We start from the raw sequence: 22,740 nt of genomic DNA, 5'->3' as shown, positions 1-22,740 counted from the left end.
TTTGCGCGATCCTTGCCTGCACCGCTGCCGGATACAAGGGCTTGCCGCGGGAAGCCGTGGTGACGCTGCGGAGCCTTTCTTGAAGGTCCAAGGAAACGCATTGGATCTGTCCACGAGTTTGGTATATATTCTATACAAACAGGTAGACTATAGAATGGCTCTGTCGATCAAGAACACGGAAGTCGAACAACTCGCGCGGGAACTTGCCCGCCGCCGCCGCGTGTCCGTGACAGAGGCTATCCGTCAGAGCCTTGAGCGCGAGGTTGCACGAGAGCGACTGGTGCCTCGCGAAGACGCTAGTGATCTGTTTCAGCGGTTAATGGCGATTGCTGAGAGCGCCGGAAGAATCCCCAAACGCGAAAATGCGATGACCGAGGACGAAATCCTCGGTTATGACGAGTTCGGAATCCCGACGAAATGATCATCGATTCGTCGGTCTTGGTCGCCATTTTCCGTCTCGAGCCGGGGTACGAACGTTTCGTGCTGGCGCTCACGCAAGCCAAGAGGAAACTGTTGCCAGCGCCAACCTTTCTTGAAACCACAATGGTGCTCGCAGGCGGTTGGCAGGATGAAATTCTGGACCGTCTCGACCGCTTCCTGCGCACCGCCTCAATCGAGACAATTGCCTTCACGGCGGACCATGCAGCCGTCGCCCGTCAGGCCTTCCTGCGTTACGGCAAAGGCCGGCATCCGGCCGCGCTGAACTTCGGTGACTGTATCGCTTACGCCACGGCCCGGCTCGAATCCATGCCGCTGCTGTTCAAGGGCGACGATTTCCGGCTGACCGATATCGAGGCGGCAGTGTAATCGATATCAGACCAGCACGAGCCCCTGCCGCATCGCGATCGCGATGGCGTCGGTGCGGTTGGCGGCACCGAGCTTGATCAGGATCGCGGCGACGTGGAACTTCGCCGTATGCACGGAAATGTTGAGCCGCCGGGCGATCACCTTGTTGGGCGCGCCTTCCGCCAGCAGCGCCAGCACTTCCGCCTCGCGCGGCGACAGCGCCGGCCGGGCAGTGTGCTCGTCCAGGACCTCGTCCTCGAACGGCTCGCTTTCGCCTGCACGGAAATCCTCATGGCGCCCACGGCCGCCATCGCCGGTAACGCGATAGCCGGCCGCGGCCAGCCGCGCCGCGGCGGCGATCAGCATATCGTCGGCGCTCATGGGCATGATGGCAAACACCTCGCCGACAGGCCGCTCGCCGCCGGCGCGTGCGGACAGCAGCACCCGTGGCACCGAGGGCGGCATGGCATCGCCGCTCCTGTCGTCGACGATGGCAACGTCGGCCCTGCCGCCGCCGGCCACCACCGGCAGCAGGTCGTCGCCGGCGGCAAGCGTGGCGGCCAGACGCTCTGCGCGCGCTGCATCGCCAAGCGCGATCAGCACCACCAGCCGCCGCGAAGCAGCGCCGTCAGCCATGATCCGATCATCGGCGAGCGTTTCCATCAATCCCCTCAGCTCAGCGGCTTTTCGCCGATGGTCACTGTCACGTCGCGTTGTTCACCGCCACGCACCACGCCAAGGGTTACAGCAACCCCGGCGCTATCGGGCCCAAGCCTGCGGATCAGGTCGCGCGGGCCATGGACGGCCTCGCCATTCCACGCCACGATGATGTCGCCCAGCGACAGCCCGGCGGCCTTGGCCGGCCCGTTATCGTCAAGGCTCATCACCATCGCTCCACGGGCGTCGCGGTCGCGCACCGGATGCAGGCCGGCGCCGAGATAGCCGCGCGCCACATGGCCTTTCTCTCGCAAAGTCGCGACCGCGCGCTCGATCGTCTCGTAGGGCATGACCAGCGCCCGGCCGCGCGGCCCGAACAACAGCATGCCGATCAGCGCGCCCCTGGCGTCGAGCACCGGGCCGCCCTCGAAGCGCCCGCCGGCGCCGACAGCCAGATTGATGCGCCGGTCGATGGTGCCGCCGCGCATCGAGCGCCAGGCCGGACCGACCTCGCCCACCGAACCCGACACGGCCAGCGCCGAGCCCTGGCTGTTGCCGATGGCAATCGCGATGTTGCCGGGCCGAACGGCATCGGCCCTGGCAAGCGTCGCGGCGTTGGCGACACCCGCCGGCTTCAGCAGGGCGACACCCGTCGACGGATCGCGGCCGACGAGTTCCGCCTTCGCCGTCTCGCCCGTGGCCAGCGTCAATTCGATCTCTTCGCCGGCTTCGACCGCTTCCTCGGCGGTGACGAAATAGCCGTCGCTCCAATGGAAGGCGCTCGCCGTGCGGTGATGATGGGTAGTGAAGCTTGCCGTTGCCGGCGCCGCCTTTTCCGCGAGATCGGCGATCGCCTGCGAAAATACATTCAGATTGAAGTCGCTCATGATGATCTCCTGGGTTTTCTCATGCCCCAGATATCGCTCGGCAACGCGTCCGGAGGTACTCGCCTGACGGCTAGTTGCTGGTTTGACTGGCCATCTGGTCAGGTCGCGGCCGATTGGGCCGCTCCGCACATATAGTGTGTGTCGCCCAAAAGTGCTCGGCTGTTTTGGGGTAACGGCACGCATAGGAAAAAATGACGAAAAAGCCCGAAAACACGGAGCCCGCCAATGGCCCTCGCCGCCGCCAAATTCCAATCTGATGAAACGCTGCTCGACACCTATTCGACCACGGTGGCCGACGCCGTCGACCGCATCGGCCCGGCCGTCTGCCGCATCGAGCGGATCGGCGGACAGGGCGGCCATGGCTCCGGCTTCGTCATCGCGCCGGACGGGCTGGTCGTCACCAATTTCCATGTCGTCGGCGATGCCAAGACGGTGCGCGTCTCGATGCCGGACGGCGCCTCGAGCGAGGGCCGCGTGCTCGGCCGCGATCCCGATACCGATATCGCCCTGGTGCGCGCCGACGGCAGCTTCGCCGACGTGGCACCGCTCGGCGATTCCAAACGGCTGCGGCGCGGTCAGATCGCCATTGCCATCGGCAATCCCCTCGGCTTCGAATGGACGGTCACCTCGGGTGTCGTCTCCGCGCTCGGCCGCTCGATGCGCGCCTCGACCGGCCGGCTGATCGACGATGTCATCCAGACCGATGCCGCGCTCAACCCCGGCAATTCCGGCGGGCCGCTGGTGTCCTCGGCCGGCGAGGTCATCGGCGTCAACACCGCCATGATCCATGGCGCGCAAGGCATTGCCTTCGCGGTCGCTTCCAACACCGCCAATTTCGTGATTTCGGAAATCATCCGCTTCGGCCGCGTGCGCCGCGCCTTCATTGGCGTCTCGGCCGACACCACCAACCTGCCGCGCCGCGCGGCGCTGTTGTCGCAGGTGTCGACCAGCACGGCGGTGCGGCTGCGCAGCGTCGAGAAAAACGGCCCGGCGGCGAAGGCCGGCCTCAAGGAGGGCGACATCATCGCCGCAATAGACGGACGCCCGGTCACCGGCGTCGACGACCTCGTGCGCATGCTCGACGCCGACCGCATCGGCCGCGAGACGTTGTGTACGGTCGTGCGCCGCACCGGCGTCAGCCAGGTGACGGTAACGCCGGTGGCACGAGACTGATCCCAGCCGCTGGCAACGATCGGCGCTCTTCCCAAGCGGCTATTTCGAGTACTTCGCCTTGCAGGCTGGGCTCAGTTCGGAGATGTGCTTCTTAAGGCAAGACGCCGCCTGGCTAACCGGTGTTTTTGAGCAAAGTCGCTTGTAGTCCGGCGCGCAGGGCGAGGTGGCGTGCATACTATGGCCGCCTTTGGCGTCGGCAATGCCGGCGGCAGCGAGGCCGATGAGGACGGCAACGACTGCTGTGGAAATGGTTCTGGACATGGCTTGCCTCTCCTGTGGGAGCAGAGCCAAACATATTAGGAGTATCTAATCAAATTGACCAGAAAGATCGAGCTCCTGCAGAGCACCCATCGCCGATGGTCGCCACTCAAACCCCTGCCGCGCCCTCGGCATACTGTGCCAAAAATTCCTGGCTGGGCGGGATGGGCTTGATGACGTCGATCAGCACGCCGTTGGGATCGCGGGTGATGAAATGGCGCTGGCCGAAGGGTTCGTCGCGCAGCGTTCGCAGCACCGGCAGGCCGGCGGCCAGGATCCGTTCGTAGACCGCGTCGGGATCCCTGACCTCGAAATTGATCAGCAGGCCTGAGGTACGCCCCCGCCCCTCTTCCGGGATCGTCTCGTGGTCGCCCTGGACGATGCCGAGATTGACGCGTTTGTTGTCTACCGATTGCAGGTGCACGTACCAGTCGCTTTCAAACAGCGGCTGGAAGCCGAAATGCCTGACGTAGAAGGCCGCCGTGCCGGCGACGTCGCCGGTCATCAGCACCGGGTAATAGCTTGTGGTCTTCATCTTTCTTTCTCCCTGGACATAACATACAGTCTGTATGTAAATCGAATTAACATACAGGCTGCATGTATGCAACAGGAATCCGCACGCCGTTCCAACCGCGACCGCACCGAGGCGACGCGCGCCGACCTGATCGCGGCGGCGCGCAAGCTGTTTACGGAAAAATCCTATGCCGAGACCGGCACGCCGGAGATCGTCACTGCCGCCGGCGTGACGCGCGGCGCGCTCTATCACCACTTCGCCGACAAGCAGGCGCTGTTTGCCGCCGTGGTCGAGCAGGAGGCGCGGGCGGTGGCACTGGAGATCGACCGCGCTTCGCCACCCTCGCTCGACGCACGCGATGCGCTCATCGCCGGTTCGGATGCCTATCTCGCTGCCATGCGCGTGCCCGGCCGCACGCGGCTGCTTCTGCTCGACGGGCCGGCCGTGCTTGGCCGCGCCGCCATGGATGCTATCGACAACCGCCATGGCAACCGTTCGCTGCGCGAGGGCCTGGTCGCCGCGATGCGGGCGCAGACGATGACGAGATTGCCAGTGGAAGCGCTGACCGCTCTGCTTGCATCGGCCTTCGACCGCGCGGCATTGGCCATCGAGGCCGGCGCCTCGGCGCAGGATTACCGCGCCGTGCTCATGGCGCTGATTGACGGATTGTCTCCGGCTCCTCCTGCCGCATGACCCCGAACCGAAGGTTCGGAAAGGATCATGCGCAAAATCAAAGTGCTACAGCGTCCTTTGCGCGTCCTCAGGGACGCCCGGCGCTGTAGGCACCACGCCCGGTTCGAACTCGTTGAAGCAGCCGAACTGGCGCTTGAACTGGTCGATCAGCCAGGCAGCCGCCGGTTTCGGGCTGGTGCCGTTACGATACATGGCAAACATCGGCGAGCGCACCTCGCTGAAGGGTTCGAGGTCGAGCTCCACCAGCCGGCCGCTGGCCAGATCGTCCGCCATCAGCCAGCGCGGCAGCCCGCCCCAGCCCAAACCCTCGCGCATCAGAATATGCTTGGTGCGCACATCCGTCAGCCGCCAGGTGCGGTAGGCGAAGACGCCAAAGTCGCGCCCCTTGGTGCGCTCGGATTGGTCGGTGACGACAAGCTGCGTGTGTTCGCGCACATCCTCGAGCGCCAACGGCTTCGGCAACAGCGCCAGCGGGTGGCTGGGTGCCGCGGCCAGCACGATCGACATGAAGCCGATGCGCACCAGATGCACGTCGACCTCGCCCAGCAGGCCGCCAATGCCGAGATCGGCCTGGCCGCTGACGACATGATCGGGAATGAGGCCGAGCGTGCCGATATGTAGACGCAGCATCACGGTTGGAAACTGCGCCTCGAACGCCTTCAGCACCCGCACCAGCACCGGCGAAGGCAAGGTCGCGTCGACCGAGAGCGCCACTTCCGCCTCCAGCCCCTGATGGTGGCCGTCGACGCGCGAACGGATGCGCTGCAGCACGCCGATCATGCGCCTTGCATCCTCCAGCATCGCCCGGCCGATTTCGGTCAGTTGCGGTTCGCGTGTCCCCTCGCGTTCGAACAGCTTCAGGCCAAGCTGCGCCTCGAGATTGGCGATGCCGTAGCTGATGACGGACTGGGCCCGGTTCAGCTTGCGGCCGGCGGCTGAGAAACTGCCGGTGTCGGCAACGGCAACGAAGATCTGAAGCTGGTCGAGGGTCGGGTTGGGCTGCATCGCAATATCTATTTTATGGATGGATCGTATAGAAAATATACCAGTTTATCTGATGGATCGATAGACCCATATGTGGCGGGACAATTCATTCCACTGGAGAGACCCGCTGTGTCCATTCTTCTCGTTACCTCGAGCCCGCGCGGCGCTGCCTCGCACTCGACCCGCATCGCCACCGAATTCGCCGAGAAACTCGTCGCCGCCGATCCGTCGAACACGCTTGTCGTGCGCGACCTCGTCGCCAACCCGCTGCCGCACATCGATGCCGATTATTCGACCGGCATCTACACGCCCGCCGAAGCGCGCACCGCGCGCCAGGCTGAAGTCGTCGGCGTCTCCGACGTCGTCCTCGACGAACTGTTCGCCGCCGACACGGTGATCCTGGCCACCGGCTTCATCAATTTCAACATCTCCTCGACGCTGAAGTCGTGGGTCGACCATATCGCCCGCTCCGGCAGGAGCTTTGCCTATGGCGAGGGTGGCCCCAAGGGCCTCGTCACCGGCAAGAAGGTCTATATCGTGCTGGCTTCGGGCGGCATCTATTCGGAAGGCGCCGCGGTACAGTTCGATCACGCCGTTCCCTATCTGCGCGGCGTGCTCGGCTTCCTCGGCATGACCGATGTCGACGTCATCCGCATCGAAGGCGTCGGCATGGGCCCTGAAGCGGTGACATCAGCGCTCGCCAAGGCGACCGCCAAGGTCGATGCGGTTGTGGCCAGCCAGCAGGTTGCCGCAGCGGCGTAAGCACAGACCCTTTCCGAGCCGAATTCAAAAAGGCAGGCGCTCCGGCGCCTGCCTTTTCTTTTGTTCCACGAACGTCAACCGAAACGGAGAAGCGCATGTAGTGAAACGCGCCGCGAGATCGCCACGTAACCGTATGCGCGTTGTCAGGTGAATCCTCTTCACATGCGTTTGATTATTCAGATAAGTTCCATTTTGAGTTTTAAGCCAAGTACAGTGTGCGCAAGTCACATGCGTCATAAATGCCACCTCAAAACCGCTCATGGAGACTTGTTTGTCTGGGTTCCCAATTCTCGGCATTGACCTTGGCACGACCAATTCGTTGGTAGCTCATTTTACCGAAGAAGGCCCCATATTGATCCCCAATGCTATCGGCGCTTTTCTGACGCCTTCTGCCGTGGGGCTTAGCGACAGCGGAGACTTGCTGGTCGGCCAGGCAGCCAAGGACAGGCTCGTTTCCAATCCCGATATAAGCACGGCACGATTCAAGCGTTACATGGGCACGGACCACACGGTTCGTCTCGGCCGCAAGACATTTCGACCGGAAGAGTTGTCCGCGTTCATTCTGCGCTCCTTGAAAGCGGACGCCGAGGCACATCTCCAGCACCCTGTTGTCGATGCGGTTATTTCCGTGCCGGCCTACTTCAACGATGTGCAACGCAAGGCAACGATCGCTGCCGCACAACTCGCGGGCCTTGAGGTAAGCCGGCTGATCAATGAACCGACCGCCGCGGCCTTGGCTTATGGCCTGCACCGCAAGGACGATGAAAGCACCTTTCTTGTCGTGGATCTTGGCGGCGGCACATTCGACGTTTCAATTCTGGAGATGTTTTCCGGCGTCATGGAGGTGCGGGCGTCGGCCGGGGACGCATTTCTGGGCGGAGAAGACTTCACGGATATCCTTGTAGCGTTGCTGAGCAAGGATCTTGGCCGTGACGATTTGGGAAAGGGAGATCTGTCACGGCTGCGTGCGCTGGCTGACGAGGCAAAGCACAAGCTTTCAACCAACAAAGACGCCGATATCCGATATGTCCTGGACGGCGAACAGAAGCATCTTTCTGTCTCCGCAGATCGTTTTGAGGAGGCAACGACGCAGTTAGTCAACCGGATGAGGGCCCCTTTGCAGCGCGCGATGCGCGACGCAAACCTAGGCAACGACCAGATCGACCGGATCATACTCGTTGGCGGCGCAACGAGAATGCCGATCATCAAGTCTGCAATAACCAAGCTTTTCAAGCGTTTTCCGGAACATGATCTCGACCCCGATCATGTCGTGGCCCTGGGCGCGGCGGTACAGGCCGGGCTTACTTCCCGGCATCAGGCGCTCGACGACATCGTCATGACCGATGTTTCGCCCTTCACCTTGGGTATCGAGACAAACCATCAAGCCGAACCGAACGGCCAAACCCTGCCCGGATATTTTGCTCCAATCATTGAGCGCAACACGGTTATTCCGGCGAGCCGGGTTGAGCGTTTCTATGCTGTCGTTCCTGGCCAGAGAAAAGTGGAACTCAATGTCTTTCAGGGCGAGGCGCCGCTTGTACGCGACAATGTGAAGATAGGCACATTGGGCGTTCCTATTCCCGTCAACCGCAACGCAAAAGAAGCGGTCGATGTTCGCTTTACCTACGATACGTCCGGAGTGCTTGAAGTCATCGCAACGGTCGTCACCAATGGCAAGGCACATCGACTTGTCATAGAAGGCAACCCGGGCGCTCTTTCGCAACAAGACATTCTGCAACGCCTGGCGGAACTTGAACGGATCAAGATCCATCCACGCGAAGAAGCGGTTAACGCGGCGCTCGTCGCGCGCATCACGAAAGCTTTTGAAAATGCCTTGGGGCCGCAACGCAATGTGTTGTCGGCACGGCTTGGGGAATTCGAGGCGACCCTTGCCCGGCAACATCCCAAGGAAATCGCCGCCGCGCGATCCCAAATCACGGAAGAACTCGAAGAGTTAGAGCAGTACGATGTTTATTGATGCGTTTTCCATGCTCGGAATATCCGACCGGGAAGACGTCACCGAACGCGAGATCAAGCGCGCCTACGCCACAAAGCTCAAACTGATCAACATCAATGAGGATCGCGACAGCTTCATCGCATTACGTCAGGCATTCGAGCAGGCGCGCGATCAAGTCAACAGGCGGGAGTATTTCAAGGAAATTACTTCCCCTGACGAGACACAGATCGCCGACGACACCGACGCGCCCGCGTTGAAGAACGTGCCGCTATCCAACGAGAGGCCGATTCCCGCTACCCTCGAAGCGCAGGCTTTGCGGGCCATGGAAGATGATATCGAGACGCTCCTTATCGAAAATATCGAACCACCAGCACCGAAAGAAGCGGCTCCTAACCGCACGGTTTCAATTGCCATCGAAGCGCCTGCCTTGCGCGCCATGAAAGCTGTCGAAACGCTTATCACCGAACCATTGAAATGGCAGAGAATAGACAGCTGGCTGGCAATTCTGGATGGCGAGCTCCTACAGACGATTGATGACATTCAAGCGTTCGAAACCCGCATGCGGACCTATGTTTGCGAGCAGTCAGGCTTCGGCGAGCAGCAACGTCCGTTGGCCAAGCCATGGATGATGCCGCGCTTGCTTGGCTTGCTTGACGAACGCTTTGGCTGGACACGCAATCGCGGATCAAACTATTGGGAGCGTCAACAGCTCGACTGGTTGCACGCGCTAATCGATCCTGAGACGGCACCCCAATATCGTATGGCGTCCACGCCGCAACAGGACCCTGAGCCCGAAACGATCGCACCATCGAGCCAAACCACCGGTTCGGCGCGTCAATCACCTATGTCCGGGTGGCTCTGGTTTGTAATCTTCTTTGTGCTTGTTAAACTTGCCGCCGCTCTTTCGGTCTCAAATAAGCCCGTAAAAACATTCCCGCAGCCCATTGCCACACAACAAGTGCCCGCGGGCATTCTTCACGACCTTTGCCGTAATCTGTCGTTTGACGAATGTTCCAAAAAGATGATTGGGATGCCGAAGCCATAAGCCGAAAAATTATCCAACGGAAATCGGGGAAAGATAAACAACCGGTGCAATGTTGGCCACCGTAGGCCCTAGCCTAACATCTTCTCACCCTCGGCATGACCGATGTCGACGTCATCCGCATCGAAGGCGTCGGCATGGGCCCTGACGCGGTGACATCAGCACTCGCCAAGGCGGCCGCCAAGGTCGACGCCGTGGTGGCCAGCCAGCAGGTCGCCGCGGCTGCATAAGGCCGCCGATCATCCAACTGAGAGGCAGGCGCCCGGCGCCTGCCTTTTTTGTTTATCAGACGTCCGTTGCCTGCTCGGTCTTGCCCGTCGCGTCCAGCGCCATTTCCGACATCGGCGGCAGCACGACAGCCGGGTGGCGGCCTTCGCGCAGCATCAGCCCGAGACTGTAATCGACGGCCAGCTTCATCGCACCGAGCGCCGTGCCGCCGTCTTCGAGCGAGCTGACGGCGATGCGTGTCGGCCAGGCGAGGTCCGCCGCGACGTGCTCGACATTTTCCGTCATCAGCGGATTTCTGCCGACGCCGCCGCCAAGCACGATCAGGCCGGGGTCGAGCATGCCGATGCAGCCGGCCGCCAGCCTGCCGATATCGGCGGCATGGCGCGCGACGGCCGCCATCGCGGACGGCGAGCCTTCCAGCGCGCGCGCAAAAAGATCCTTGGCCGAGTCGGGCGGCGCGCCTTCTTGCGCCGGCCAATCGACACGGCAGCGCTCGACCAGCGCCCGCGAGCCCAGATAATGTTCGAGCCCTTCACGATAAGGCCTCTCGCTGGCCGACCACGGAAACGGCATGCGGCCGATTTCACCGGCAGCGCCGCCGGCGCCGCGAAACAAGCGCCCCTCGGTGATGAAGCCAAGGCCGACCCGCACGCCGACCTGCAGAAAGGCGAAGGTCTGGTGGCCTTGCGCGGCGCCAAAATGCATCTCGCCAATGGCCGCGCAGTTGACGTTGTTTTCCAGGATGATCGGCACCTCGATACCGCGGCGCAGCAGGCCAAGCACGGCGGATGGCCCACCGGGCCGATCGAAGCGATCGTTGGAGACGATGCGCGGCACGGCCACCGCGATGGCGCGCGGCGCGCGAAAACTCTTGGCCACCCTGGCCATGGTGGCACGCGCCACCGACAGCACGACGGCACCGACCGCATCCGCATCGCTGGCCATCGATTCCGGGATCGGTTCTTCGGCCGATGCCAGTTTCTGTGCGTCCATCGAATAGGCGACGGCACGCACCTGGGCAGCGCCGACATCGATGCCGATCGCGTAGCCGGCGCCCGGACCGATGCCATAGATCGTCGCCGTGCGGCCGATAGCGCCACGCTCGAGCCCACGCGAGGCGACGAGGCCGAGCGCACTCAACTCCGAGACCGCCGCCGACATGGTCGGCTTCGACAGGTCGAGCATGGCGCCGAGCTTGGGCCGCGTCACCGGCCCGTGCGAAGCGAGCAGGCGCAGTACCGCGCGGGCGCTATCGGTCAGATTGGGGATTTCCGCAGCCGCCATCTCAGCCGTTCGACCTTTGCCTGAAATCCTGTCCCAGTCGGTGGAAGCGCGATCGCCGCCCCGACTCGAAAGCCGCATCCCTCTCTCAATGCCTCATTGCTGGCCGGTTTGGCAATTTCCATGCTGTCCGGACAGGGACGTCAGACTTCCGTCGGCGACCACGGCTTGAGCTTGGTATCGGTCTGGCGATAGCGGAAGGTGATGTCGGTGAGCCCGGCCGCATCCTGCATGTCGCCGACGACAAGCTGGATAGCGATGATTTCCAATATGGCGTCCGCCATGGCGTTGCCCAGGGTTGGAATGGAGATCACCACAAGCCTGTCGGCATCAACGACATCCATGCGCCTCGTCACCAGCACGCAAGGACAGCCGAAGCCGGCCATGTCCTGCGCGATCTTGACCTCGCGGCCGTCGCCGATGGCGATCACGCCGGTGGCCGCATCCTGCGATTCCATCGGCCCATGCAGATAGTTCAGCGTATCCCATCCCGAGGCCGGCACCCGAACGGCTTCACGGATCAGCATGGCTGCCTCGCCGGCGTTGGCGAAGCTGACGTCGGCGCCGACAATATCGATTGACGTTCCGCCCTGCAGCAGCCGCGCCGCTTGCCCCGCGGCCTGTTGCACCCCGGAGAAGACGCTGGAGACAGCACCGGGCAAACGCGTCCAGTCGAAGCTGTTGCCGGCAAGACTGTCGATCAGCATGCCGAGCGCCAGCAAGGTCCCAGTATAGCCGGTCGAGCTGGCCCCATTGTCGGCGCCCGAATCCGCAGCCAGCACCGCGCCGGTCATGTCAGCCAGCGGATTGTCGCTGCCTCGGCAGACCGCCAAGCGCGGCGAGCCCGCTGCCTCGCGCATGACATCGAAGATTTCGCGGCTCTGCCCGGAGGCCGACAGCGCGATAAACGCATCGGCGGCCGCACCCGTGCGGCCATAGAGATCCGTCGGCGTATAGGCGAAGGCCATGATGCCGAAGGCGCGCAGATAAAGCGCTCCGGCAAGCGCCGCCTGATAGCTGGCGCCGATCCCGGCAAGCCCGATCGTCTTGCCGGCAAAAGCGCTGAGATCGAGGCTCTCGAGCGACGCCGCCACCGAGCGTCGGCCGATCTCGAGACTTTCCGTCTGACGCGCCACCGCCTGGCGATAACCGATGCGCTTCTGCATTCAAATGGCTCCAATTTGTGAGGACGATCCTTGGCTGACGAGCAGTCGCCTGGCCAAGGCGACCGCGCCGACCACCGGCGGCTCGCGCAACAGCAGCACCTGGCTCGACGGCGACACTTTCGCCATGGCCTCGACGAATGCCGCCATCAGCATCGGCTGCTCCGAAATGACGCCGCCGCCGGCCACGACCAAGGCAGGATTGGCGCCGCGTTCGATCAGCAGTTCGACCAGCGCGGCAAGCCCTGCCCCACCCTCCCTGATGACCCGGGTCGCCAGTACCGAGCCGGCGATCGCCGCATCGAACACGGCATTGGCGTAGCGGCCCCAGACCGCGGCGCCACGCGTTTCGTTGAGCAGGATGCCGAGCTTGGTCTGGTCATCGGTACCGAGTTCGCGCATCAGCGCGGCAATCAGCGGATCGCCATCCTCACCCCGGTCGAGACTGTGGCGGATCGCCTTCGCGGCCTCGCGCACCAGGGCCGGCGCGCTGCCCTCGTCGCCGAGGATCCAGCCCCAGCCGCCGGCGGCCAGCATCTTGCCGTCGGCCGTGCGCGCCACCGCGATGGAGCCGGTACCGGCAACGACACCGATGCCAGCGAGATGGCCGGCGGCAGGCACCATCAGTTCGGCGTCGTTGACCACCTGCACAGCACCAGCGGTCCGGGCGCGGAGCAGCTCCTGGAAACGCAGGCACTGTTCACCCGTGTCGCAACCATGCGCGCCGACCGCCAGCGCGGCTGGCGCGACGCCACCGCACAATCCGGTCACGATCCCGGCCAGCGTCGTGGCATCGCTCTCCATCTGGCGAATGCGCCAGCTCTCCGTCACCAGCACCTCGTCTGCGATCATGTGCTCGCCCAGATACGCCATGATGCGCGTCTTGGTGCCGCCGATATCCACGCCTGCAATGATTGTCTGGGTCACCGATGTCCACCGCGCACACCGGACGAAGCGGGTTGCCGCGTCCAATTCACATTAGTTAGGAAACTTTACAAACTATCTTTCCAGACGGCAAGAACTATGATTTGATAATCGTCGTAAAAAGCGCATCAAGCGCATTGGGAGATTGCAACATGAGCAGGAGAAGGATGGGTCTGGCCCTCGCGGCCGCGTCTTTCGCATGGGGATTGGCAGCCGGCGTGGCCCATGCCACCGACATCTCGTTCTGGACCTGGCGCCAGGAAGACAAGGCCGCCTACAATGAACTTTTCGCCGATTTCACCAAGGCCAACCCGGACATCCATGTGAAATTCGAGTCGTTCCCGGACGAGAATTATCCGACGATCGTCTCGACGGCGTTGGCCGCCGGTAAGGGCGGCGACGTCATTCACACCCACGCTTACGGCTGGCTCGAGCAGTTCGTGAAGGCAGGCTATTTCGAGCCGCAGGATCTGACCACGGTGCCTTCGCTCGCCAACCAGCCCGCCGATGCGCTGGTGGCCGGCACCTACCGCGCCGACAAGAAGGTCTATTCCCTGCCCTTCGCTTCGCAGACGCTCGGCCTGTTCATCAACAAGGACGTCTTTGCCAAGGCCGGGCTGACACCGCCGACCACCTGGGATGAGTTCACAACCGTCAGCAAGGCGTTGAAGGAAAAGGGCATTTATCCCCTCGCCAACGGCATGGGCACAAGTTGGTTCAACGAGATGTTCGTCGCCATCTTCACCAACCCGTTCCTCGGCCAGGATTTCGTCAGCGACCTGACCTCGGGCAAGACCACCTTCAAGGACCCGCGCTATGTCGCGGCGCTCGGCAAGCTGCTCGAATTGCGCGACTACATGCCGCCCGGCTTCGAAGGCATCGACTACGACACCGCTGGCCAGCTGTTCATCAGCGGCAAGGCGGCGATGCTGGCCGGCGGCAGCTTCGACATCGCCAGCTACCGGACCCAGAACCCGGCCATCAACATGGACTTCGTCGCCCCGCCAATGGCCAAGGCCGGCGACGTGCCGCAGGTGACCAAGTTCTTCGACGGCGGCTATGCCGTCAACGCAAAGTCGGCCAACAAGGCGGCCGCGCTCAAGCTGGTCAACTGGATGGGCACCAAGGAGTTCGGCGACAAGTTCTCCGCTTTGCTCGGCAACATCTCGCCGATCAAGGGCGTCGTCATCAAGGACGAGCTGCTGGCGCACGTCGCCAAGTTGAACGAAACCGCCATGCCGCATATCAATGTCGTCTACTTCCGTTTCGAGAAGCCGACGGGATCGGAGCTGCTGCAGGGCGACATCACCAAGATGATGTCGGGTTCGATCACCCCGGACCAGCTGGCCGCCGACCTGACCGACGGCCTCGCCAAATGGTACAAGCCTTTCCAGGGCAAGTGACATGAACATCGGCCGGCGCCACACCACAAAAGCCTTTCCGTGGCGCCGGTCACTCTGGATCGCGTCCCTGCTGACGCCGGCCCTGGTGGTCATGGTGCTGTTCGTGCTGTGGCCGCTGCTCTCGGCCTTCCGTCTTGCCTTTTATGAGTTCAACGGCCTGCAGCCGACCGGATTCATCGGCTTCGAGAACTTCCGCAAGGTGTTGTTCGAGCAGCCTTATAGCGGCTGGACCTGGAACGCGCTGAAGCACAACATCATCGTCTTCTTCGCCCTGATGGTGTTCGAGAACGGCACCGCCTTCCTGCTTGCCTACGCCTTGCTGAAGGCGCTGCCCGGCCACCGCATCCACCAGGTCATCGTCTTTCTGCCCGTCGTGCTGTCGGCGGTCATCGTCGGCTTCCTCTGGAAGCTGTTCCTGCATCCGCTGTTCGGGCTGGTGAACCAGACGCTGGCGCTCGTCGGCATCGGCGCCATCCCGTGGCTCGGCAATGAATCGACGGCGCTGGGCAGCATCCTGTTCGCCAACATCTGGCACTGGCTCGGCTTCCCGACCCTGGTGTTGCTGGCCGGCATGCAGCGCGTCGGCAAGGAAGTGATCGAGGCCGCCCGTCTCGACGGCGCCGGCGACTATGTGCTGATGACCAGGATCATCTGGCCGCTGATTGCGCCGAGCGTCACCATCGTCACCATCCTGACCTTCATCGGCAGCTTCAACTGGTTCGAAATCCCCTACGTCATGGCCGGCCTGACCGGTTCGCCGGGCGGCGCCACCGACGTGCTCGGCCTCTATTTCTACCGCACCGCCTTCGGCTCGACGACGACAGGCATCCAGGATTTCGGCCAGGGCAGCGCGCTGGCGGTGATGATGTTCATCATCGTTGCCGGCGTCACCGCAATCGCGCTTCGTTATCTGCGCCGTCGTGAGATCGAACTGTGAGCACCGTGGTCGCCGCCAGGGAACCCGGAGAGCTGTTGAAGAACGGCGCCATCCAGCTGATGCTGGCGATCAACGCCGTCATCATGATCTATCCGCTGTTCGTCATGGTAATGTCGTCGTTCAAGACCAATGCCGAAATCTTCTCTTCGCCCTTCGCCCTGCCGGCGCACTTCTCGCTGGCCAATGCCGAGCGTGTATGGAGCGAAACCAACTTCGTCCGCTACCTCGCCAATTCCGTCGGCATCACCATGGCCGCGGTGGGGCTGATCCTGCTGTTCAGCACCATGGCCGCCTATGCGATTGCCCGCTACCAGTTTCGGCTGAGCGCGCTGGTTCTGATGTTCTTCCTCAGCGGCATGACCGTGCCGCTGAAACTGGCGATCATTCCGCTGTTCATTCAGTTGGACTCGCTGGGCCTTGTCGACAGCTATGCCGGCCTGGTGCTGGTCTACGTCGCCATGGGCATTCCCTCGGCGGTGTTCATCATGACCGGCTTCCTCAGGACCTTGCCGCGCGAACTGGAAGAGTCGGCGCGCATGGACGGCGCCAGTGAATTTCGCATCATGCGCTCGATCATGTTGCCGCTGGCGCGGCCGGCGCTGGTCATCGTCGCCATCCAGAACGCCGTGCCGATCTGGAACGACTTTTTCTTTCCGCTGGTGCTGATCACCTCGGACAATCTCAAGACGCTGCCGCAGGGCCTGACCGTCTTCGTCGGCGAGTTCACCACCGACTGGGGCGTGCTGTTCACCGGGCTGACGCTTGCGGCGCTGCCGATCACCTTGCTCTATATCGTGCTGTCGAAGCAGTTCATCTCCGGCATCACCCAAGGTGCCGTGAAATAGAGCGCGATCAAACAGATAAGGGATTCTTTCAAGTGGCGAACCAGAACAAGATCATCATCACCTGCGCGGTGACCGGCTCGATCCACACGCCATCGATGTCGCCGCATCTGCCGGTGAGCGCACAGGACATCGCCGATGCCGCGATCGGCGCGGCCGAGGCGGGTGCCGCCATCGTCCATCTGCATGCGCGAAATCCCGCCGATGGCCGGCCCGACCAGTCCACCGAGGCCTTTGCCCCCTTCCTGAAGGTGATCAAGCAACGCTCGGACTGCGTCATCAACATCACCACCGGCGGTGCCGCGACGATGAGCGTCGAGGAGCGCGTCAAGCCGGCGGCTACCTTCGCGCCGGAAGTCGCCTCGCTCAACATGGGCTCGATGAATTTCGGCCTCTATCCCATGCTCGAGCGCTTCAAGACCTTCGAACACGATTGGGAACGGCCCTATCTCGAAGGCTCGCGCGACCGCATCTTCCGCAACACCTTTGGCGACATCGAGCACATCCTGCGCACCTGCGCGGAGAACGGCACGCGTTTCGAGATCGAGTGCTACGACATCGGCCATCTCTACACGCTAGCCCATTTCGTCGAGCGCGGCCTGGTCAAGGCGCCGTTCTTCGTCCAGAGCGTGTTCGGCATCCTTGGCGGCATCGGCACCCATCCGGAGGATGTCGCTCATATGAAGCGCACCGCCGACCGCCTGTTCGGACAGGATTACCATTGGTCGGTGCTAGGTGCCGGCCGCAGCCAGCTGCCGATCGCCACCCAGGCCATCGCGCTCGGCGGCAATGTGCGCGTCGGGCTGGAGGACTCGCTTTGGATCGGCAAGGGCCAGCTGGCGAAATCCAACGCGGAGCAAGTTAAGAAGGTGCGCCAGATCATCGAAGGGCTCGGCGCGTCGGTGGCCACCCCAGACGAAGCGCGGCGGATCCTGCAGCTCAAGGGCGGCGACAAGGTCTCTTTCTGAGGAACGACAAATGAGTGCGGTCACCATATCCTGCGTCGAGAAGGCTTACGGCAAGGCAAGGGTCATCCACGGCGTGTCGGTCGATATCGCCTCGGGTGAATTCGTCATCCTGGTCGGCCCGTCCGGTTGCGGCAAGTCGACCTTGCTCAGGATGATCGCCGGGCTGGAAGACATCAGCGCCGGCGAGATCGCGCTCGAGGGCAAGGTCATCAATGACGTCGCGCCGAAATCGCGCGACATCGCCATGGTGTTCCAGAACTATGCGCTCTACCCGCATATGACGGTGCGCGAGAACATGGCTTTCGCGCTGACGCTGAAGAAGACCGACAAAAGCGAGATCGACGCCAAGATCATGCGAGCCGCGACGATCCTCGGGCTACAGGATCTGCTGGACCGCTATCCGCGCCAGTTGTCCGGCGGCCAGCGCCAGCGCGTCGCCATGGGCCGCGCCATCGTGCGCGATCCCAAGGTCTTTCTCTTCGACGAGCCGCTCTCAAACCTCGACGCCAAACTGCGCGTGCAGATGCGCACCGAAATCAAGGCGCTGCACCAGCGCTTGGGAACCACTATCGTCTACGTTACCCATGACCAGGTCGAAGCCATGACCATGGCCGACAAGATCGTCGTCATGAATGGCGGCATCGTCGAACAGGTCGGCGCGCCGCTCGACCTATACGACCGCCCGGCCAATCTGTTCGTCGCCCAGTTCATCGGGTCGCCGTCGATGAACATCCTGCGCGGCCGCACCACGGCTGACGGTTTCACCGCCGGCGACGGTACGGTGTTTCCGCTGCCGGTGCTGGAACAGGGCGAAAGCGCTTTTGCCTGGGGCATCCGCCCCGAACATCTCAGGCTCGCCGAGAGCGGCGTGCCGGCGGTGGTCGAAGTGGTCGAGCCGACCGGCTCGGAAACCCTGGTCATGGCTAAGGCCGGTGACAACACGCTGAGCGCACTGTTGCGCGAGCGGATTGCCGTTATGCCGGGTCAGCGCGTGTTTCTGGCGCCGGACCTGGCCCAACTCCATCTGTTCAACACCGAGGGTCGGCGCATCACGTCCACGCGCCAATAGGAAAGCAGGCGTCCGCCTTGTGTCGCAGCTACCCCAGGAGGTGCCTGAGCAGGCCCGCCGATGCGACCCCGATCAGCACGGTCGGCAGCATGGACAATCTTGTCGCCGCGATAAAGGTGATCGCCAGCGCCAGGAGATCGGCGGGATTGCGCGACACGAAGGCCGGTGCGATGACCGAGATCAGCACACAGCCGGGTGCCGCCTCCATCACCGCTGTGGCACGCGCGCTGAGCACGCGGTTGCGCAGCACGACATAACCGCCGATCCGCGTGAGATAGGTGACGCCGGCCATCAGCACGATGGTGAGAAGGGTTGCCATGTCGATCATGCGTCACCCGCCATCAGCCAGGCGGCAGCGAGCCCCGACACCGCACCCGCCGCGACATACCAGGCGCCGGGAACGACGAGATAGACGAGGGCGGCGACGACCAGGCTGACCAGCCAGGGCCGCGCCGCCACCACGCTCTTCCACATGCCGCGCATCAGCACCAGGAACACGGCCGGGAACGCCATGTCGAAACCATAATGCTGGACATCGCCGAGCATCGGGCCAAGCAAGGCGCCGAGCGTGGTGAAGCCCACCCAGGCCAGGTACATCGCCAGTGCCGCGCCCATGTAGTAGCGCAGGCTGAAGGCTGGGGCGATGCCGGCGTCGGCACGCTGTTTGGCGTCGGCCAAGCCGAGCGCCCAGCTTTCGTCGCACAGGAAGAACAGCACCGGAAACACCTTGCGCGGCGGCAAATGCCCCAGGAATGGCGCCAAGGCTGCCCCCATCAGGAAGTGACGGCTATTGACCAGGAAGGTGATGGCGACGATCAGCACGATGTGCGGCGGCGATGTCCAGAGCTGGATGGCCGCGAATTCCGAACCGCCGGCGAAATTCAATCCGGTCATAAGAGACAGCTCGACGGCGCTGAGGCCTTTCTGCGTCGCCTGCGCGCCCAGCACCAGCGCATAGGGGATCGTGCCGAGCAGGACCGGCACGCACGACACAACGCCGCGCCGGAACTCCGAACTCGATCCACCGTCAATCGTGGACGACGTTGCTTCAGAAACGCTCATGATTTTCCACAGACCAATCTCGCGGAAACCGCGCCCGGTTAAGGGCCGGATGGTGATGATGTCGGCGCAACCATATAAAGTTGGCCCGGCAATTTGGTTGCGAAGATTGTTGCATTTGCCATTATTTTAGCATTCTATATCACGATTGACGGAATAAATGGAATTCCACGCCATGAAGCTCGATGACATCGACAGGCGCATCCTGCGAGCGCTGCAGCGCGACGGCCGCATGGCCAACAACGATCTGGCCAACGAGGTCGGCCTGTCGCCCTCGCCTTGCCTGCGCCGCGTCAAGCTTCTGGAAGAAGCCGGCGTCATCGACCGCTATGTCGCCGTGCTCAACCCGGCCAGCATCGGCAAGGGCCTCACCTTCTTCACCCGCATCTGGCTTAAGACGCAGGACGAGGACACGATCGGGCACTTCGCCACCGAAGTTGCCAAGCTGCCGCAGGTCATGGAATGCTACCTGATGCTGGGTGATTGCGACGCCATGGTGCGAGTGGTGGCGGCCAGCATCGACGACTACCGCCGCTTCCAGTCGGAGCATCTGAGCCGCATCAAGGGCGTCCAGAACGTCAAGACCGACGTTCCCAGCTGGACCATCAAACATACCTCGGAACTGCCGATCTGAGACGATCGCAAACAGCGCCGGAACAGACTGGATAAAAAATGCAACCGGATTGTAGGATCGGTCTCGATGCCGGCGTCCTTCGGACGCAAGCAGCGCGTAGCGCTGCCCTCTGGCTGGGAGAAGAAAGATGAACCTCTCCTATCGTTGGATCATCGTCGCGGCAGGCGCGCTGATGTCCTGTGTCGCCATCGGCACGATGTTTTCGCTGGCGATCTTTCTCGAACCGATGGCGCTCGACACGCAGTGGTCGCGCGCCGGCATTTCGAGCGCCATGACGCTCAACTTCCTGGTGATGGGCCTTGGCGGCTTTGCCTGGGGCGCCCTGTCCGACCGGTTTGGTGCCCGCATCGTCGTGGCGATCGGCGCAGCACTGCTTGGGCTGGCGTTGGTGGTGGCGAGCCGCGCCGGCTCGCTACTGACCTTCCAGGTTAGCTACGGCGTGCTGGTCGGGCTTGCCGCCAGCGCCTTCTTCGCGCCGATGATCGCGCTCACCACGGCCTGGTTCGACACCAATCGCGGCCTTGCCGTTTCGCTGGTCTCGGCCGGCATGGGCGTCGCCCCGATGACGATCTCGCCCTTCGCCCGCTGGCTGATCTCGGCCTATGAATGGCGCACCGCCATGTTCGACATCGGCATCATGGCCTGGGTGCTGCTGTTGCCGGCGGTGCCTCTGGTCCGCCAGCCGCCGAAACCCGCCATGGCCGATGCCGCTTCAGTCCCAGTCGCCGAGGGTGCGGGCATGAGCGTGGCCCAGGCGCTGCGCTCGCCGCAATTCATCGTGCTGGGGTTGACCTTTTTCGCCTGCTGCGCGGCGCATTCCGGGCCGATCTTCCACATGGTCAGCTATGCCATGCTGTGCGGCGTCGCGCCCATGGCGGCGGTCACCATCTACAGCGTCGAGGGTCTCGCCGGCCTGGGCGGCAGGCTTCTCTACGGCGTGCTGGCCGACCGGCTCGGCGTCAAGCCGGTGCTGGTCGCGGGTCTCGCCATCCAGGCGATCGTCATTGCCGCCTATCTCTCGGTCAGCCAGCTCGATCAGTTCTATATGCTGGCCGTCATCTTCGGCGCCACCTATGGCGGCGTCATGCCGCTCTACGCGGTGCTGGCGCGCGAATATTTCGGCCAGCGCATCCTCGGCACCGTGTTCGGCGCCGCCACCATGCTGTCCAGCCTCGGCATGGCGCTCGGACCGCTCGCCGGCGGCATGATCTTCGATGCCTATGCCAGCTACCACTGGCTGTTCATCGGTTCGGCCCTCATCGGCCTCGGTGCCGCAGGCATCGCGATCGCCTTCCCGCCGCTGCCGCGAAGGGCATTGCAGCCGGCTTAACAGCAGGCAGGCGGTCGCCGGCTCGCCGGCGACCGCCTGCCGATATCAGCGCCCGAACCAGCGGGCCTTGCGGCTGGAGCCGAAATTCGCCTTGTCGACCCGAAGGGCCTCCGACGGCTCGTAGAAGGTGCCGGTGGGTTTGGGCCCGGAGAAGAAATCCACATCCACCCTGGCGATCCTGTTGGCCCCGAACTCGATATAGCAGGACCCCGCCCCCGGATTCCTCGCAGTCTGCTCCTCGCCGCGGAGCCTGGCGATCAGGTTCGCTGCCACAGTGCGCGCCGCCCCTTCGGCGAAGACACCCGCCTTCGGTGCCCCGGTATTAGCGAGGTCTCCGAGCGCATAGACGCCGGGAAAGCGGGTTTCCAGCGTGCGCGGATCGATGGTCACCCAGCCGCCTTCGGTCAGGCCAGCCGCGGCGACGACATCGGGCGCCCGGTTCCGCGGCACGCCCAGGAACAGGTCGCAGGGCAGTTCGGCGCCATTGTCGAGCGTAACCACCTTGCGTGCTTCGTCCACGGAAACCACGCGGGTGCTTGCAATGAAGGTGATGCCGCGTTCGGCGAAAGCCGTCAGAAGCGCCTTCGACGTTTCGGGAGACGGCGGCACCGGGCTCGGCAGCGGGTTGACATAGGTGATCCGGCAATCACCCCGCACGCCTCGTTCTGTCAGGTAGTCATGCAGCATGAGGGCGCATTCGCTGGGCGCGGGCGGGCATTTGTAGGGCGCGCCGCAGACGCCGATCACGGCATCGCCCCGGGTAAATTCGGGCAGCACGCTTGCCATGTGGGCGGCGCCCGGAACGGAGTAGAACTCATTGCGGCCAAGCGTGATGCCCGGCGTTGCCGAGACGTCGTAATCGGCGCCAAGCGCGAGCACCAGAATGTCGGCCTCGTGCACGCCCTTGTCGGTGGTCACGCGCCGGCGTTCCGGGTCGATGGCGGTGACGGTCTCGCGCTTCATCGTCACGCCGGCCTTGGCAAAGTCCGCGTAAGGCAGCCGCACGGCAGCTTCCGTCGACCGGCCGAACATCAAGTCGAGCTTGGCGTAGCCGAACACGAAGGCATCCGACTTGTCGATGAGGGTGACAGCGATGCTGTCACCCAGGGCCTCGGACAAGGACGTGCCGAGTTCGAGGCCACCAAATCCGGCGCCTAGGATAAGGATGCGGGTTTTCATCTGTAACCTC

Annotated in this window: 25 protein-coding genes and 1 pseudogene; 15 read left to right on the top strand and 11 right to left on the bottom strand. The window is 63.2% G+C overall.

The features are described from left to right. Positions 1 to 154: 154 nt before the first annotated feature. Positions 155 to 421 carry a type II toxin-antitoxin system VapB family antitoxin gene (locus tag EB233_RS12520; RefSeq protein WP_064989634.1) on the top strand — a complete coding sequence of 89 codons (267 nt, stop codon included), beginning with the start codon at positions 155 to 157 and terminating at the stop codon, positions 419 to 421. Further along, positions 418 to 807 (top strand): type II toxin-antitoxin system VapC family toxin, encoded by a 390-nt coding sequence (locus tag EB233_RS12515; protein WP_064989603.1) that lies wholly within the window; start codon positions 418 to 420, stop codon positions 805 to 807. The genes EB233_RS12520 and EB233_RS12515 overlap by 4 nt, the downstream gene beginning before the upstream one ends. A 6-nt stretch (positions 808 to 813) precedes the next feature. Here the strand turns inward: EB233_RS12515 and EB233_RS12510 are convergent, their stop codons facing one another. Beyond that, a complete protein-coding gene (locus EB233_RS12510; RefSeq protein ID WP_064989604.1) occupies positions 814 to 1,449 on the bottom strand; it encodes a helix-turn-helix transcriptional regulator in 636 nt (211 codons plus the stop codon). An 8-nt stretch (positions 1,450 to 1,457) separates the two neighbouring features. Continuing rightward, entirely contained in the window at positions 1,458 to 2,330 is an 873-nt protein-coding gene (locus EB233_RS12505; protein ID WP_064989605.1) for a S1C family serine protease, read from the bottom strand. Between the two features lie 225 nt (positions 2,331 to 2,555). Here EB233_RS12505 and EB233_RS12500 point away from each other — a divergent pair, with 225 nt between their 5' ends. Continuing rightward, complete coding sequence (locus EB233_RS12500) at positions 2,556 to 3,503, top strand: S1C family serine protease (RefSeq protein WP_064989606.1); 948 nt, start codon at positions 2,556 to 2,558, stop codon at positions 3,501 to 3,503. 39 nt (positions 3,504 to 3,542) lie between these two features. Here the strand turns inward: EB233_RS12500 and EB233_RS12495 are convergent, their stop codons facing one another. Both EB233_RS12495 and EB233_RS12490 read right to left on the bottom strand, forming a co-directional pair. Further along, on the bottom strand, positions 3,543 to 3,764 hold the full coding sequence (locus EB233_RS12495) for a hypothetical protein (protein WP_155765355.1): 222 nt from the start codon (positions 3,762 to 3,764) through the stop codon (positions 3,543 to 3,545). Positions 3,765 to 3,870: 106 nt separating this feature from the next. Further along, positions 3,871 to 4,296 (bottom strand): VOC family protein, encoded by a 426-nt coding sequence (locus tag EB233_RS12490; RefSeq protein ID WP_064989608.1) that lies wholly within the window; start codon positions 4,294 to 4,296, stop codon positions 3,871 to 3,873. 66 nt (positions 4,297 to 4,362) lie between these two features. Between EB233_RS12490 and EB233_RS12485 the strand changes: the two genes are divergently transcribed. Continuing rightward, entirely contained in the window at positions 4,363 to 4,968 is a 606-nt protein-coding gene (locus EB233_RS12485; RefSeq protein WP_064989609.1) for a TetR/AcrR family transcriptional regulator, read from the top strand. Between the two features lie 45 nt (positions 4,969 to 5,013). Here the strand turns inward: EB233_RS12485 and EB233_RS12480 are convergent, their stop codons facing one another. Continuing rightward, on the bottom strand, positions 5,014 to 5,973 hold the full coding sequence (locus EB233_RS12480; RefSeq protein ID WP_064989610.1) for a LysR family transcriptional regulator: 960 nt from the start codon (positions 5,971 to 5,973) through the stop codon (positions 5,014 to 5,016). Between the two features lie 108 nt (positions 5,974 to 6,081). Between EB233_RS12480 and EB233_RS12475 the strand changes: the two genes are divergently transcribed. From EB233_RS12475 to EB233_RS12460, 4 genes and pseudogenes are all read left to right on the top strand, one after another. Beyond that, positions 6,082 to 6,714 carry an FMN-dependent NADH-azoreductase gene (locus tag EB233_RS12475; protein WP_027055252.1) on the top strand — a complete coding sequence of 211 codons (633 nt, stop codon included), beginning with the start codon at positions 6,082 to 6,084 and terminating at the stop codon, positions 6,712 to 6,714. A 271-nt stretch (positions 6,715 to 6,985) separates the two neighbouring features. Next, positions 6,986 to 8,692 (top strand): molecular chaperone HscC, encoded by a 1,707-nt coding sequence (locus EB233_RS12470; protein WP_208986327.1) that lies wholly within the window; start codon positions 6,986 to 6,988, stop codon positions 8,690 to 8,692. Further along, positions 8,682 to 9,716, top strand: a complete 1,035-nt coding sequence (locus EB233_RS12465; protein WP_064989612.1) for a hypothetical protein — start codon at positions 8,682 to 8,684, stop codon at positions 9,714 to 9,716. Before EB233_RS12470 ends, EB233_RS12465 begins: the two co-directional genes overlap by 11 nt. Positions 9,717 to 9,805: 89 nt before the next feature. Beyond that, positions 9,806 to 9,943: pseudogene (locus EB233_RS12460) on the top strand (FMN-dependent NADH-azoreductase); the annotation flags it as partial. Between the two features lie 55 nt (positions 9,944 to 9,998). On the opposite strand, the gene EB233_RS12455 reads toward EB233_RS12460, so the two are convergent. The 3 genes from EB233_RS12455 to EB233_RS12445 form a co-directional block, all read right to left on the bottom strand. Then, positions 9,999 to 11,225 carry an ROK family transcriptional regulator gene (locus tag EB233_RS12455; RefSeq protein WP_064989613.1) on the bottom strand — a complete coding sequence of 409 codons (1,227 nt, stop codon included), beginning with the start codon at positions 11,223 to 11,225 and terminating at the stop codon, positions 9,999 to 10,001. A 140-nt stretch (positions 11,226 to 11,365) separates the two neighbouring features. Next, positions 11,366 to 12,388: an SIS domain-containing protein gene (locus EB233_RS12450; protein ID WP_081294075.1), complete on the bottom strand. Its 1,023-nt coding sequence runs from the start codon at positions 12,386 to 12,388 to the stop codon at positions 11,366 to 11,368. Beyond that, positions 12,389 to 13,312, bottom strand: coding sequence for a BadF/BadG/BcrA/BcrD ATPase family protein (locus tag EB233_RS12445; protein ID WP_244277680.1), 924 nt, complete (start codon positions 13,310 to 13,312; stop codon positions 12,389 to 12,391). 149 nt (positions 13,313 to 13,461) lie between these two features. On the opposite strand from EB233_RS12445, the gene EB233_RS12440 reads away from it, so the two are divergent. The 5 genes from EB233_RS12440 to EB233_RS12420 are packed head-to-tail and all read left to right on the top strand — an operon-like array spanning position 13,462 to position 18,528. Continuing rightward, a complete protein-coding gene (locus EB233_RS12440) occupies positions 13,462 to 14,712 on the top strand; it encodes a sugar ABC transporter substrate-binding protein (RefSeq protein ID WP_064989614.1) in 1,251 nt (416 codons plus the stop codon). Position 14,713: 1 nt separating this feature from the next. Next, a complete protein-coding gene (locus EB233_RS12435) occupies positions 14,714 to 15,649 on the top strand; it encodes a carbohydrate ABC transporter permease (protein WP_027054831.1) in 936 nt (311 codons plus the stop codon). Continuing rightward, on the top strand, positions 15,646 to 16,494 hold the full coding sequence (locus EB233_RS12430) for a carbohydrate ABC transporter permease (RefSeq protein ID WP_064989615.1): 849 nt from the start codon (positions 15,646 to 15,648) through the stop codon (positions 16,492 to 16,494). Before EB233_RS12435 ends, EB233_RS12430 begins: the two co-directional genes overlap by 4 nt. Before the next feature lie 32 nt (positions 16,495 to 16,526). Further along, positions 16,527 to 17,459 carry a 3,5-dioxohexanoate:acetyl-CoA acetone transferase gene (gene kce, locus EB233_RS12425; protein WP_064989616.1) on the top strand — a complete coding sequence of 311 codons (933 nt, stop codon included), beginning with the start codon at positions 16,527 to 16,529 and terminating at the stop codon, positions 17,457 to 17,459. A gap of 10 nt (positions 17,460 to 17,469) precedes the next feature. Next, positions 17,470 to 18,528, top strand: coding sequence for an ABC transporter ATP-binding protein (locus EB233_RS12420; RefSeq protein ID WP_064989617.1), 1,059 nt, complete (start codon positions 17,470 to 17,472; stop codon positions 18,526 to 18,528). A gap of 28 nt (positions 18,529 to 18,556) precedes the next feature. Here EB233_RS12420 and EB233_RS12415 read toward each other — a convergent pair whose 3' ends face one another. Both EB233_RS12415 and EB233_RS12410 read right to left on the bottom strand, forming a co-directional pair. Next, positions 18,557 to 18,856: an AzlD family protein gene (locus EB233_RS12415; protein WP_064989618.1), complete on the bottom strand. Its 300-nt coding sequence runs from the start codon at positions 18,854 to 18,856 to the stop codon at positions 18,557 to 18,559. After that, a complete protein-coding gene (locus tag EB233_RS12410) occupies positions 18,853 to 19,590 on the bottom strand; it encodes an AzlC family ABC transporter permease (protein WP_064989619.1) in 738 nt (245 codons plus the stop codon). The genes EB233_RS12415 and EB233_RS12410 overlap by 4 nt, the downstream gene beginning before the upstream one ends. A gap of 172 nt (positions 19,591 to 19,762) precedes the next feature. Between EB233_RS12410 and EB233_RS12405 the strand changes: the two genes are divergently transcribed. Both EB233_RS12405 and EB233_RS12400 read left to right on the top strand, forming a co-directional pair. Next, positions 19,763 to 20,221 carry an Lrp/AsnC family transcriptional regulator gene (locus EB233_RS12405; RefSeq protein ID WP_064989637.1) on the top strand — a complete coding sequence of 153 codons (459 nt, stop codon included), beginning with the start codon at positions 19,763 to 19,765 and terminating at the stop codon, positions 20,219 to 20,221. A gap of 127 nt (positions 20,222 to 20,348) precedes the next feature. Continuing rightward, positions 20,349 to 21,551: an MFS transporter gene (locus EB233_RS12400; RefSeq protein WP_064989620.1), complete on the top strand. Its 1,203-nt coding sequence runs from the start codon at positions 20,349 to 20,351 to the stop codon at positions 21,549 to 21,551. Between the two features lie 45 nt (positions 21,552 to 21,596). Here the strand turns inward: EB233_RS12400 and EB233_RS12395 are convergent, their stop codons facing one another. Then, entirely contained in the window at positions 21,597 to 22,730 is a 1,134-nt protein-coding gene (locus EB233_RS12395) for an NAD(P)/FAD-dependent oxidoreductase (protein ID WP_064989621.1), read from the bottom strand. Positions 22,731 to 22,740 lie beyond the last annotated feature (10 nt).

This window comes from Mesorhizobium erdmanii, from assembly GCF_013170725.1.
GTDB classification, from domain to species: Bacteria; Pseudomonadota; Alphaproteobacteria; order Rhizobiales; family Rhizobiaceae; genus Mesorhizobium; species Mesorhizobium erdmanii.
This window is presented reverse-complemented; position numbering and strand designations above follow the sequence as displayed.